Annotated in this window: 10 protein-coding genes; 5 read left to right on the top strand and 5 right to left on the bottom strand. The window is 39.4% G+C overall.

Annotated features, from left to right (window positions below):
* Positions 1-149: 149 nt before the first annotated feature.
* Positions 150-3,401, top strand: coding sequence for an ATP-binding protein (locus tag PLEUR7319_RS0119045; protein WP_019506822.1), 3,252 nt, complete (start codon positions 150-152; stop codon positions 3,399-3,401).
* A gap of 118 nt (positions 3,402-3,519) precedes the next feature.
* Positions 3,520-3,825 carry a hypothetical protein gene (locus PLEUR7319_RS0119050; RefSeq protein WP_019506823.1) on the top strand — a complete coding sequence of 102 codons (306 nt, stop codon included), beginning with the start codon at positions 3,520-3,522 and terminating at the stop codon, positions 3,823-3,825.
* Between the two features lie 358 nt (positions 3,826-4,183).
* Here PLEUR7319_RS0119050 and mreD read toward each other — a convergent pair whose 3' ends face one another.
* The 3 genes from mreD to PLEUR7319_RS0119065 all read right to left on the bottom strand — a co-directional run bounded on the left by mreD (position 4,184) and on the right by PLEUR7319_RS0119065 (position 6,728).
* Positions 4,184-4,738, bottom strand: a complete 555-nt coding sequence (mreD, locus tag PLEUR7319_RS0119055) for a rod shape-determining protein MreD (RefSeq protein WP_026102638.1) — start codon at positions 4,736-4,738, stop codon at positions 4,184-4,186.
* A 220-nt stretch (positions 4,739-4,958) separates the two neighbouring features.
* The gene (mreC, locus tag PLEUR7319_RS0119060; RefSeq protein WP_019506825.1) at positions 4,959-5,708 is read right to left on the bottom strand and encodes a rod shape-determining protein MreC; all 750 of its coding nucleotides are present in this window, start codon (positions 5,706-5,708) and stop codon (positions 4,959-4,961) included.
* 18 nt (positions 5,709-5,726) lie between these two features.
* Positions 5,727-6,728, bottom strand: coding sequence for a rod shape-determining protein (locus PLEUR7319_RS0119065; RefSeq protein WP_019506826.1), 1,002 nt, complete (start codon positions 6,726-6,728; stop codon positions 5,727-5,729).
* A gap of 365 nt (positions 6,729-7,093) precedes the next feature.
* On the opposite strand from PLEUR7319_RS0119065, the gene PLEUR7319_RS0119070 reads away from it, so the two are divergent.
* The 3 genes from PLEUR7319_RS0119070 to PLEUR7319_RS36010 all read left to right on the top strand — a co-directional run bounded on the left by PLEUR7319_RS0119070 (position 7,094) and on the right by PLEUR7319_RS36010 (position 10,401).
* Positions 7,094-8,098, top strand: coding sequence for a multicopper oxidase domain-containing protein (locus tag PLEUR7319_RS0119070; protein WP_019506827.1), 1,005 nt, complete (start codon positions 7,094-7,096; stop codon positions 8,096-8,098).
* A 173-nt stretch (positions 8,099-8,271) separates the two neighbouring features.
* Positions 8,272-9,189 (top strand): hypothetical protein, encoded by a 918-nt coding sequence (locus PLEUR7319_RS0119075; RefSeq protein WP_019506828.1) that lies wholly within the window; start codon positions 8,272-8,274, stop codon positions 9,187-9,189.
* Between the two features lie 135 nt (positions 9,190-9,324).
* The gene (locus PLEUR7319_RS36010; RefSeq protein WP_019506829.1) at positions 9,325-10,401 is read left to right on the top strand and encodes an alpha/beta hydrolase; all 1,077 of its coding nucleotides are present in this window, start codon (positions 9,325-9,327) and stop codon (positions 10,399-10,401) included.
* A gap of 114 nt (positions 10,402-10,515) precedes the next feature.
* On the opposite strand, the gene PLEUR7319_RS0119085 is transcribed toward PLEUR7319_RS36010, so the two are convergent.
* Entirely contained in the window at positions 10,516-12,423 is a 1,908-nt protein-coding gene (locus PLEUR7319_RS0119085; RefSeq protein ID WP_144054339.1) for a glycoside hydrolase family 9 protein, read from the bottom strand.
* A gap of 319 nt (positions 12,424-12,742) precedes the next feature.
* Positions 12,743-14,233: an Asp-tRNA(Asn)/Glu-tRNA(Gln) amidotransferase subunit GatB gene (gatB, locus tag PLEUR7319_RS0119090; protein ID WP_019506831.1), complete on the bottom strand. Its 1,491-nt coding sequence runs from the start codon at positions 14,231-14,233 to the stop codon at positions 12,743-12,745.
* Positions 14,234-14,263: the final 30 nt, after the last annotated feature.

Consider the following 14,263-nt stretch of genomic DNA (forward strand, 5'->3'; position numbering starts at 1 on the left):
ATCAACTTTGTTCCACGAATATCCTCAAAACCTTGTCCCGAAAAATTTCCTCTTAACGAGTCTTGTTAAGAAACCCTTGATTTACAAGGCTTCTGACTTATTTATATAACAAAGCCACTAAAATCTAAAATACTAGATGGTCAACCCTGATGCTATCTAACTCTCTATTCAAAAAGTTTATTATTAAACCCTTGAGCCAACTGCCGTTACAGATAGTTTTGACAGCTCCTTTTGTTTTACAGATCTTTATCATAGTTAGTTTAGTTGGATATTTTTCCTTACGTAATGGACAGAAAGCAGTTAATAATGTGACTGCTCAATTGCTCCATGAGCTAATTCAGCGGATCCAACAGCAGATCCATTCCTATCTGGCAATTCCCCATTCTATTAATACCATCAATGCTAATTCTTTGCTCAGAGGAGATTTAGATGCTACTACTGTCAAAGGAGAACATCAGCTTTGGCTTCAAGCTCACACCCATTCCCGAACTAACCTAGTTTATTGTGGTACTGAGGCTTTAGGAGAACTCATTGGAGTTGGTCCCGAAGGAAAAAATCGCTCTCTAGAACTGTTAATTTATAACCAAAGTACAGATTTCCGTGGACATTACTATCGCTTGGATAATCAGGGCGATAAACAGAAGCTATTGCGGGTTGACAGTCAACCCTATGACTCTAGAACCAGACCTTGGTATCAAGCAGCTAAAAAAGCTGGTAAATTTACCTGGAGTCCTCTTTATTTAGATTTTGAGGCTAAAGTCCCTACAATTACCGCAAGTTTGCCAGTGTATGACCAGAACGGGACATTTGTGGGAGTTTGTGCCACTGACTTGTTTTTACCTGTAGAACTAAGTCAGTTCCTGCAAAGTCTGAAAGTAGGAGAGACAGGAAAGGTATTTATCATGGAGCGAACTGGTACCTTGGTTTCAAGTTCTCTCCTTGAGTCTGAGTTCATTAGTAATAGTGAACAGCTACAAATTAAGCAAGCCATCGATAGTAATAATCCTCTAATTAGAAAAACTACCAACTATCTAATTACACAATGGGGAAACTTAAATCAAATCAACTCCTCCTCTGTGGAGCAGTTGACTATAGAGGGAAAAAGGCAATTTTTGCAGGTAACACCTTTTCAGCCAGAAAATGGTATAGATTGGCTAATTGTGGTGTTAATACCGGAATCTGACTTTATGACTGAGATTAATGCCAATACTCGCACCACTATTTTCCTTTGTATTTTGGCATTAATTGTGAGTATTGCTATTAGTATATTAACTTCACGCTGGGTAATTAAACCAATTCGACATCTCAATCAGGCAGCCAAGGCAATTGCCCAAGGAGAATTAGATAATAGCGTTGAAATTATTCGCAATGATGAACTAGGAGAACTGGCTAACTCTTTCAATTACATGGGTGAGCAAATCAATACCTATGTGCTTGCCTTACAACAAGCTAATCAAGAATTAGAGCAAAAAGTAGCAGAACGAACAGCTTCTCTAGCAGAAAGCCAAAGAACTCTGGCTACTCTAATGAGTAATCTACCAGGAATGGCTTATTGCTGTCTCAATGACCGAGATTGGACGATGATTTTTGTCAGTGAAGGATGCCAGAGTTTAACGGGTTATTTACCTGAAGATTTAACCAAAAACCAATCAGTTAAATACAATCAATTAATTCATCCAGAAGAACGAAACATGGTTGGACAAGAGATCCAAAATGCGATCGCCCAAAAACGCTCATTTCAGGTTACTTATCGTATTTTAACTCAACAGATGACTGAAAAATGGGTTTGGGAACAAGGACAAGGGATTTTTAACCAATCTGGGGGAGTAGAATTTCTTGAAGGTTTTATCGCTGATATTAGCGATTTGATTAAAGCTGAAAAAGCTCTAGAACAAAGCAACCAAGAATTACGTTCAACTCTAGGTAAGCTAGAAGCAACCCAAATAGAACTTCAAAGAGCCAAAGAAAAGGCAGAAAGTGCTAATTTAGCCAAGTCAGAATTTTTAGCCAATATGAGCCATGAGCTACGAACTCCTCTCAATAGTATCCTGGGCTTTGCTCAAATTCTCAATAAAGATAGCTCCTTAAAACCAGAACAACAGCAACGCTTAAGTATTATTAATCGCAGTGGCGAACATTTGCTATCTTTGATTAACAATATTTTGTCAATGTCCAAAATTGAAGCTGGTCAAATCCCTCTCAATGAAATAGATTTTGACCTCCACGCTTTGCTGATGAACCTGCAACAAATGTTTGCTCTGAAAGTCCAAAACAAAGGACTGCAATTTTTCTTAGAATCTGATGCCCATTTACCCCAATACATCTCTACTGATGAGGGAAAACTGCGACAAGTCTTAATTAATTTAATTGGCAATGCCGTTAAATTTACCCAACAGGGTGAAGTAATCCTAAGAGCTAAAGTCGATTCTAACCAACCTCTACTCAAATTAGAAGTAGAAGATACAGGTCTAGGGATTTCCCCAGAAGAAATAGATCGGTTATTTGTGCCGTTTGAACAAACCACAGCGGGGCGTAAAATCAAACAGGGGACTGGATTGGGGCTAGCCATCACTCACAAGTTTATTGAACTGATGGGAGGAGAGATTACTGCTAGCAGCACCGTAGGTGTAGGTAGTTGTTTTCAATGCTCCATTCCGATTCACCTCAGTTCCAGTGAAGGGAATCCTCTCAAAAAAGCTAGGGGTAAAGTGATTGGTTTAGCTCCAAAACAACCTGAATATCGGATTTTAGTAGTGGATGATGAGGCGGACAATCGTCTCTTATTATTAGATTTACTCACTTCAGTGGGGTTTTCGGTGCAGCAAGCCAGCAATGGAAAAGAAGCTATAGATATCTGGCAAGCTTGGCAGCCCCATCTGATTTGGATGGATTTGTGGATGCCCCAGATGAATGGATACGAAGCAACCAAAAGCATTAGAAAGACAGAATCGGAGTTAGACAAACAGGGTATTTCGACTAAGATTATTGCTCTGACAGCTAGTGCCTTTAAGGAGGAGCGAGACATCACACTAGCATCAGGTTTTGATGATTTTGTGATCAAACCTTTTGAAGAGTTGCTGATTTGGTCGAACATGAAGCAACATCTGGGGATTGAGTTAATTTACCAACTGTCCCCTGAGAACAATGGTCAAGGAATGCCCAAGACTATTTCTCAAGACCAAGTTACTTCCGCCGATTTATCGAAGGACTTACAGTCTATGCACTCTGAATGGTTAGGGGAGCTGCACCAAGCTTCTAGTCAACTCAGGGGTAAAAAAGTGATGCAGTTAATTAAAGATATTCCGCCAGAAAAAGCAGCTCTTGCTAGCCAACTGCGAACTTTAGCAGATAACTATCAATTTGATGAGATTGTTAAATTAATGAATTTTTCTGTTTCCTGAACTTGTCTGCCAAAACACCTGAACTTTCCTGAACAAAACAGGATTTTTTCTGCCGAGTATTTCCGCCATAGTGGAATCAACAAAGGAAAGAGAACAACGTCTCAGGAGATAATTACCAATGCACAATCTTGATCCTAAAGTTCAATATCCAGGTCGGGAATCTCATCTTAACTTAAACTACCTGTCTGCATTCGAGCCAGCTATTAGTAATCAGCAACCAGATAAGCTATCAGAGCCAACCAGAACTGAAAAAACCGCTAATTTAGCCGAAAAAAAACCTTGTCTACTAGGTACTGCGATTTTAGTTATTGCAACTATAACTCTGTATGGTTTAGGAATTCATCAGTTAAGCAACACTGTTACTAATATCCTACAAACAGCAGTTGAAGAAGTTGATCAAGATTATAGATTTAGGGTTTTTTGATTTCGTTCGACAGTCATAACACCTGAAAAAGTACCTTAACAAATCCTCCTTCAATAGTTAAGAGCTTCAGCAGTTTAGGAATAGCAGTGATTTCATTCGACTTACTTTATTGTCAACAAAATACCTTATTTTCACAGTTTAACGAAGTAAAGTTTCCATCTTTATTTTTTTGAATTACTGTTTTGTCAACGACAGAATAAGTTTTACAGCCTCTCTAAGTTACCAACTTTATTGTTACTTTACAGTGATTGTGGAGTAATAATAAAGTTAAAAACTTTATAAAAAAGATAGCCCATCAAAGATTTAGCCTCTTGACCAAGAGTCTGTATCTAGATTCGAGTAGCTTTAGGATGTTTGATTAACTATTAACATTCTTTGCCATTCTATTAATTCTCTGCTGCCAAAGATTAAATGGGTAATAAAAAGCAGGACTCCAGAGACTAGTAATCATCGCTGTAGTTATAACGATTTGTTGATATTGTTGCCAAACTTCTGATATCGAAAGAAATCTCTGCATTGTATATTGCAACGCAAAAATTGTTTCCGCCAAAACTGTCATAAAAAAAACAATCAAAGCAACAGAAATAAAATCCTCTCCAATATATTTTTGCTTTTGTAATGCAGAAGTAAATACCCCAACTAAAACTAAACTGAGAACATGAGAAGGTGAACTGATGGTCATACCATCATATATCCACCCTATACTTAAGCCGGCGATCGCTGCCTGCCATACTGACCTTTGAAGACTCCAGGAGACAACCCAAATTAGAAGCCAATTGGGATTAGTTTGGAGTAGCTCCATACCAGGAATATGTAACAGCATCAAAAGTGAACACAAAACTACGGAAGCACAAATAAATAACGTGTTAATTATGTTCAAAATATTATTAGATGTCTGAATCTTAGTAGGCATTACCTAAATAGTAAATATTGTTGTATTAGCACTCAATTTGTAATTAGTTTTTGATTGAGACTATTAATAATATCCGAAGTATTTTTAATTGACTAATTGCGATTAGTTTAATTGCTTCATCGATTAAAGTCTTTTGTATATTTCAAGATTTACTCAGTAGCGATCGCTCTCTCTTCGGGTTCAGAACTTTGCTGAACACAATTTCAGACTTAAACTATGACTAGATTCCTATTTTAGGTTCAAAAGGCTGCACAATGACCCATTCTAAAATATCAATTGGAGCAGCTAACTCTATCTCTATTTCGGATGTCGAATCTTCGTGACGCTGATGAGATTTAACCTTCCCAATCGGCATACCAGGAGGAAATAACTTACTGAGGGTAGAAGTAGCAATTTCATCTCCAGACTTGATATCAGCAACCTGATTAAAGAACTTCATTACTATCTTGGATGAACCTTTTCCCTGAATGTAGCCTAATTGACGATTGCGGCTGAGAGTTGCCCCAACTCTGCTGGTTGCATCAGTAACTAACAATACTTTGCTGGTATGAGGGGTAACGTGGGTGACACGACCAACTAAGCCTCCAATACCCATAACTACAAAACCTGGTTTAATGCCATTTTGGCTTCCTTTACCCAAGGTAACGTGATCCCACCAACGATCGCCACTACGACCAATTATTGGAGCGGCTATAGTTTTAGCCGTTTGGGTCTCAGTAAAATTTAACAACTGCTTTAGCTGCTGATTTTGCTGTTCTAATTCAGTTACCTGTTGCTCTAGCTCTAATATACGAGCATTAGTTAGTCTATCTTCTATGACTAGCTGTTTTTGGGATTGAAAGGGACTAACTATAAAATAATATATCTCTGACAAGACTGATGCTTGAGTTTGTTTAATGAACAAAGCCATTGCCAAAGCTACAAACATTAGTATTGTCCCCAAACCATATTTATCCCACCAGCGACTCATACTGTTTATCTTGACAATCTAATTGAGTGTAGAGCGATCGCTAAAAACACGATCTAAGCTTTTATCTTCAAGTACCCTTCCTGTACCCAAAACTACGCATTTTAATGGTTCAGGTGCAATATGAGTGACAATACCTGTTTCGTGACTAATAAAAACATCTAATCCCCGTAACATTGCCCCTCCACCTGCTAACATAATTCCGCGATCAATAATATCGGCAGCTAAATCTGGAGGAGTTTGCTCTAAAGTTCTCTTAATCGCTTCAATAATACTGTTTACTGGATCTTGTAGGCATTCACGAATCTCAGACGCCTTAACATCAACGCTACGAGGTAATCCCGATAGCATATGTAAGCCTCGTACTTCCATTGTAGAATCATCATCCTTAACGGGATAAGCCGAACCGAGTTGTAGTTTAATAGTTTCGGCAGTGTTCTCACCAATCGCGAGTTTATGTTCCTTTTTCATTTGATTAACAATTGCTTCGGTTAGTTCATCCCCAGCGATGCGAATTGATTCGCTAATTACTTTGCCCTGAGAGCTAAGCACTGCTACCTCTGTAGTACCACCACCAATATCCACAATCATATTTCCCGTAGGTTCAGCTACGGGTAGTCCTGCGCCTATAGCTGCTGCCAACGGTTCTTCAATCAAATCAACTTCCCTTGCTCCTGCATTTGAAGCCGCTTCGATTACAGCGCGACGTTCCAATTTAGTCACACCACTGGGAATCCCAATCACCATACGGGGATGAACCAACGGATTGCCCTCAAAAACCCGTCGGACAAATTCATGGATCATTGCTTCTGTGGCATCAAAATCAGCAATCACACCATCTTTGAGAGGACGTAAAGCTTCAATGTTTTCTGGCGCACGCCCTAATAATAATTTTGCCTCTTTACCAAATGCTCTTGGGGTTTCTGTTTTGCGTTCGATCGCTACTACAGAAGGCTCCTCCAAGACGATACCCTTACCAGATACATAGATCAAAGTGTTAGCAGTACCTAGATCTATGCCCATGTCCCTCGAAAGATTAAAACGATTAAGAAAGCCCACGTTAATTTACTGCTCCCAAAAAACTAGTGCTGCTTTGCCAGAGCCGAGTCTAATTTACTCTCAATATTGTAATTAGTCTAATAGAAAATATACTTAAATCTCCAAAAGTATCAAGGATAGGGGAGGAAGAATGAAAAGTGGACTCATTTATTTAAAATTATTTTTATTACCAAGAAAATATTTGTTCTTATTAAGAAGGATATGCAATTATTTAATTAGGTGGGAAATATTATTTTTATCAATGCCTAAATAAACTAATTAGAGACTAGGAACCAGTAATTTAAAACGTCAAACTATCTAAAACCTAATCCCTAAATCATTTATTTTTCATGTCAAATTTATTTCAATTAGATCGAAAACTTAAGACTCGTCGCCAATTTATTCAATGGGGTTTACTAGCAGGTGGGCTCTCTATCGCTGCACTAAAGTTAAATCCTCGTCAGGCTCAGGCGGCTAACCCAGTGAGAATTCCTCCCATACCAAAAATAGACAATACTTGGGATTTGAGCTTCGATCCGATGTCAATTTTAAGAGATTTTAACTATGGCACCCTCAAAGAGGAAGATGGAAGGACTGTTCGAGAATTTGAAGTGGTTGCCCATAGTACTCCTTTACAGCTTAATCTTGCTATTACTTTTATTAGCTGGAATTTAAACGATCGCGTTCCAGGTCCAACTCTAAGAGCCACCGAAGGCGATCGCGTTCGGATTATTTTTCATAATGAAGAGGGACATTCTCACAGTATGCATTTTCACGGCACTCATCCTGTAGAAATGGATGGAGTTAAATCGGTACGTAGGGGCAAAACAACTATCTATGAATTTGATGCCGAGCCTTATGGTGTTCATCCATATCATTGTCATGTTGCTCCCGTTACTCGTCATGTTGGCAAGGGACTATATGGCTTATTTATTGTCGATCCCCCTGAAGGTCGTCCTGAAGCTGATGAAATGGTAATGGTGATGGGTGCTTATGATTTAGATAGTGATGGTAAAAACGAACTGTATGCTTTTAATGGCATTCCTAACTATTATCGCGATCGCCCAATCCCGATCTATCAAAATCAATTGGTCCGCCTCTATATCCTCAACATGATTGAGTTTGACCCTGCCATCACTTTTCATATTCATGCCAATATGTTTCAGGTTTATCGTACTGGTCGTAGCTTAGATCCTAGTGAAGAAAGTGATGTCATTACGATGGGAACTGCGGAACGACATATCTTAGAATTTGCCTATAAATATCCTGGTAAATATATGTTTCATCCTCACCAAGACTATATTGCCGAACATGGTTGTATAGGGTTTTTTGATGTAATTCCTGAAGAAGAATAATTTTACCCGCACCAAAATCAAAATCATCAACAAGCTTAGATCTTATGGCTTATGGCTTAGAGCTTTGCTCGTTAATCTCAAAATTAATAATTAATAAATTATTGACTTTTTTTTTCAGTAATAGTAGAGTACATCTTCAGAACAATTAAGAATTTATTTAAATAAGAATTTGTATGTCTAATAAAATTAAAACTATAGAATTATTTGTAGCTCTTAGTTTCGCAACTGCCGTGGGAACTCAAACTTTACCCTCCCAAGCTTATGAAACTGATGAAATATTAGATGAATCTGCTTCTGAAATGTCTCTATTGCTTGCCCAGGGGGCTGAAGGTGGCGAAGGCGGCGAAGGTGGTGAAGGTGGTGAAGGCGGCGAAGGTGGCGAAGGTGGCGAAGGTGGCGAAGGTGGTGAAGGTGGCGAAGGTGGCGAAGGTGGCGAGGCTGCCGGAGCTGCTGTTGATACTGGAGATCCTGACGTAGACTATATGACTGTTCTGGGTTTAATGAAAGGTCATTTAATTGCTGCTCAAGAACTAATTGCCGTCGAAAACTATGAAGAAGCAGAACCTCATATCGGTCATCCTGTCGAGGAACTCTACAGCGATATTGAAACTGTTTTACCTGAAAAGGGAGTAAACGACTTCAAGCCCACTCTTAATCAGCTACATGATTTGGCACAATCCGCGCCCGATTCTCCCGAAATGCAAACCCTATTCGATCAGACTTTAGCTTCTATCGATGAAGCGATCGCAGCAGTACCCGACGAACAACGCAACTCTCCAGAATTTGTCCTAGATGTAATTGTGGAGATGCTCAAAAATGCTGCTACAGAATATGAAGCGGCGATCGTCAACAATCAATTTGTCGAGGTCGTTGAATATCAGGATTCGAGAGGATTTGTCTTGTATTCTGATGAACTATACCAAACTGTTGCTGACCAAAAAAGCCAAGCAGATCCAGATGGTCATCAAATTATCACTGATAGCTTGACTGAATTAAAAACAGCTTGGCCCTCGATTGAACCACCTGAAGCTCCCATATTAGATCCTTCGGAAGTTTATAGTTTAGTTTCTCAGATTGAGTTTAATAAGTAAGTCAATCTCAAGGAAAATAATCTTAAAGAAGCTTGGTTTTTCACCTTTTATAAGTATTGTATAGAACTAATTCACAGTACAACAATATCTGTAGAATACTCTCAATGAGATTATCGATGGTTGAGGAGTATTTAGGTGAAGCCAAGTTTTGCTCTACTTTTGTCTTTGGCTTTTTGGTTAGTTGAAAGTTCGTTTCCATTTAATTCCACTTCAGCGCAAGTAACTCCTCCAGAATTACAAGTAATTCCACCATCTACTGAGCATCCTGAGGGGATGAAAGAGATTGTCAGTGAAGATACAGTTATTTACCTTCCTAATGTCGAATATGCTAAGTATGGCGATCGCCGCTTAAAACTGAATATTTTGATGCCAGTCAATCAAGGTGAAGCTCCACCAAGACCATTAATCCTGTATATCAAGGGAGGAGGATGGCGACGACGGAATTGGAATAAACTTATCCCTCCACAGCTAGCTTATTTTGCCCATAGAGATAACAGGTATGTAGTAGCCATGGTTGAACATCGCCATTCTATGGAAGCTAAGGCTCCTGCTCAAGTGCAAGATGTTAAAGCGGCAATACGCTTTATGAGGGCCAATGCTGAGGAATATAATATCGATCCCGAAAGGATCGGGATCTGGGGTGGTTCTTCGGGAGGACATCTTGCTTCTATGATAGGTACCAGTGATGGCGTAGCGGAATTTTTGACGGAAGATAATCAATCCCAGCCTAGTTCTGTCAAAGCTGTAGTTAATTTTTATGGTCCTACTGATTTTACTCAGATGAATAAATATCCGACTCAAATGGACCATGACGCTGAAGACTCACCAGAGTCGCAAGTAATTGGTGGACCGATTCAAGATCCTAAATATAGAGAACTTGTGCAGATGTATAATCCAATTACGTACATCTCTAAAGATAAGGAACTCCCCCCTTTTCTGATCGTACATGGAGACCAGGATGGAAAGGTTCCTTTTAACCAAAGTGTACTACTGTATACAGCGTTACGTGACGCAGGACAAGATGTGACCTTTTACAAAATAAAAGGTGCCGATCACGGCAAGGGAGTCTGGACACCTCGCGTGCTGAATCTTGTTTATGACTTTTTTGAGCAACACTTAAACAACGGCTCTGATAGTAGACGGTTAGAAAACAACGCTGCACGTATCAGGATGCTGAAACGCAATAATAAAGGGGCGAAGCCCCAGCTATAAGCTACTACGCAGGTTGCCAACTAAAAAGCTTAGAGCTATTGGCTTAGAGCTTACAGCTTTTTAAAGTTCTTTTCAAAGCAATCGTTTAAGTGGAAATATTCTAAGGCGATCGCCTTAGAATATTTCCGTTGAGGAATCAGACTCCCAAAGCAGTTCATTTTCCTCATACAAACAAATTTTGGCAATTGCTAGTGGTTTGCCAAATATTCCATTGAAACTATTAAATAAGCTATTATTGCCACTTGCCGATTTATTCTGTTCTAGCTTCAGTTTGATTCGCTTTTTATAGTCTCTATTTCCCCCTGGATAAATAACTGTTCCCCCACAGCCAACTTCGGTGTAGTAAACACCATCTTCAACTTTGACTATTTGTGCTGGAGTATAGGGACAATCACGGGACATCACAGATACAGATATATTATCAGCTTGCTTAGGGTCAGCATCATAAGATATTCGTACTAGTGCATTTTCCAGTCCCCGCGCTGGCGTAGCCGATTTATTAATAATGGTCAGAATAATCTCAGTAACTTTCCTACTTGATATATTAGTCTGCGTCTCGACATAGATTTCAGGTTCATCAGCTTGGGGAAAAGATATCTCCGTTAAAGGTTCACCACCAAACTCAGCGTACATTTTTGCTAAAGCTCCTGCAAAACCGGCGTTATAGCTAACCCCTACTTCATTACGTACCCAATCATTGCGATCGTCTTGCCAATTATCTTGATTGTCAGGTCCACCAACCAATGCTCCCATCAAAAGATTGCGATTGTTCGAGGGCTTGTGAGCATTATTTAGCCAACTGCCATGAGCAGTACGATGATGAGGATTTTGAGGATAATTGTTGCCATAACCAATCATATAGCTGCGTTTAGAGGGATTATGACCTAGAATATAGTTAATCTGATCGACACCAAAATCAAAATAGCGTTCAGCTTTTTCTATTTCTCCCTGAGTTTTTAACCAATCACTGTAGACAAAACTTAAAAAGCTCGTGTTAGCTGCTAGAGGTAAAGAACCCCATTTAGCCAAAAATGCTAAACCACCAGGAGTATAGGTGATTTTCTTACCCTGATAACCCACAGTCCAGAAATCTAACCAAGCTTCGGTACGCTTTTGATATTCTGTTTTTCCTGTTTCCTGCGCCAACAAGACATAAATCCCATAGGACTTATCATCAAACTGATAAGTATAGTTAAAAGGTTTAGACATTTTGAGATATTCAGCCTCAGCAAGATCTAAATACTCTCCTGAATAATCTCTATTCTGGGCTGTTTTAGCCTTATGCAACCAAATTGCTGCCCATACTAGCTCATCCTGTTCTCCACTAACTGAAGTATAAAATGGAACTGCTGCTTTCAAGCAATCAGAATATTTACCACGATAATTATTGGCAAAATCAAACAACCGTTCTGCTTTTTCTACCAGCAAATCAGCATATTCTAGATCACCATTTTGACGAAATAGAATAGAACTGGAAGCCATCGCCGCGGAGGTTTCTCCTGCCAGATCTGTACCAGGACAACTAGTATCGATTTTATAAGCTGGTCGTTCCATTTCATAATGGACTACTTCTGCTGCTCCCCACCACTTGTGGTCCTTCTTTCCATTGCCAACTTGTCCGTAAAGAACATAATTACCAGGAGTATCATTGACAAAGGAATTAAGTAGATAATCTGTCGCCCACTTGATGTTTTGCCCAAGATGAACTAATTGACCTGATTGTTGATAAGCATCATAATATTCAATTCCTCCCCATGCCAAAGTAGTGACACTATAGGCCATCGGAAAATTGAACTTGACATTATCTCCCGCATCTATCCAGCCTCCACTGAGGTCAATGCCTACATCTGCACCATCTTCTGGAGTTGAATCTCCCCGCCAAGGAAATCGATTCCATTCTGGCAGTTTTCCTGCTTGCTGCGCTTCAAAAAATAATATCGATTTTTGTAATGCTTCACCATAATTTTCTGTAGCTTGGCTGATTGTATGTGCTGAGGTAAGAACAATGAAGATCAATGTCATTACGCCAGCTAGGATTTTTGGGGATTCAAAAAATTGTTTAAAGATTATGTGACTATATTTAGCTATTAAATACATCGCCAGCTGTAATAATAGGAATAAATCACTAGGCTAACGTGTGGTTAGTAATTTATTCGATAATTTTAAAGCGTATAGAAACGTGAGTTCGACGAAGAAATATTAGATAAGTTTGGACTGGGTTAAAGGGAAAAGGGAAAAGGAACAATCTGCTACATGCGTAGACCCTTCCCCCTTAACCTTTAACCCTTCCCCAGAGTAAGACCCTTCCCCTTTAAGTTTTACCCAAATTATTAATTATTAATTACCCTTGCAGTTTTTTCCCTAGTAATTGATTAGTTAATTTAGGATCGGCACGTCCACTAGTTTTTTTCATTACTTGCCCGACAAAGAAGCCTTTAAGCTTAGTTTTACCATTGCGGAACTGTTCTAACTCTTTGGGATGCGCTGCAATTACTTCATCAATAATTTTTTCAATCTCTCCCGTATCAGAGATTTGAATTAAGCCTTTTTTCTCAACCAAAGCTTTGGCTGAGCCGCCTTTTTCCAAGAGTTCAGGCAAGATTTCTTTGCCAATTTTGCCACTAATTGTGCCTTTATCGATTAAACCAATTAATTCGGCTAAAATTTCAGGTTTCAGTTCTGTTTCTGTGATCTTGAGGTTATTACTATTGATATAAGCAGCAATATCCCCCATCACCCAGTTAGCTACTTGCTTAGTATCGGCACCAGCAGCGATCGCCGCTTCAAAATATTCGGCAACATTGCGATCGTCAGTTAATACACGGGTATCGTAAGCCGATAAACCCAATTCCGTCTCGTAACGATGGCGTTTTGCCACCGGAAGTTCAGGTAATTCCGCTTTCCAAGTTTCTAATTGTTCTGGGGATACTTCAATCGGAGGCAGATCGGGTTCAGGAAAATAACGATAATCGCTGCTTCCTTCTTTAAGACGCATACTCTTGGTACGTTGAGAACCTTCTTGCCACAGACGAGTTTCTTGATAGATGGGTTCGCCGTTTTCTATGGCTGCAATTTGTCTTTCAATTTCATAATCGATCGCTTTTTGGATGGCACTAAAGGAATTCATATTCTTGATTTCTACTTTAGTTCCAAATTCTTTTTGTCCTACTGGACGGACAGAGATGTTCACATCACAACGCAAAGATCCTTCCTGCATCTTGCCATCACTGATACCTAGGTACAGCATAATGCGACGCAATTCTTGGGCATATTCAGCAGCTTCTTTACCTGAACGAAGGTCAGGTTCGGAAACAATCTCTACTAGCGGAATTCCTGCGCGGTTAAAGTCAACCAAGGAATAAGTCGAACCATCAAGGCGATCGCTACCACCATGAGTTAATTTTCCTGCATCTTCTTCCATGTGCAAGCGGGTAATGCCAATTTTTTTCCTGATTGGTTCGGTGTTGGGTTTCTCGACAATTTCGATTTCGAGCCAACCATGTTCAGCAATGGGTAGATCGTATTGGGAAATTTGGTAATTCTTGGGTAAGTCAGGATAAAAATACTGCTTGCGATCAAATTTACTATAGGGCGCAATCTGACAGTTAATTGCTAAGCCTGCTTTCACAGCATATTCCAGTACTTTTTCATTTAAGACGGGAAGCACCCCAGGATATCCCAAGCAAATTGGCGAAATATTAGTGTTAGGGTTATCACCATCGAATTTAGTTGATTCTCGACTAAATATTTTAGTTTCGGTACTTAGTTGACAGTGGGTTTCTAATCCAATTATTGCTTCGTACTCTATCTTAGCTGGTGCAGCACTAGTCATAAATCTTTAGCTTATGGTAGGAAATGATTT

The sequence above is a fragment of the Pleurocapsa sp. PCC 7319 genome (assembly GCF_000332195.1).
Classification (GTDB): Bacteria; Cyanobacteriota; Cyanobacteriia; order Cyanobacteriales; family Xenococcaceae; genus Waterburya.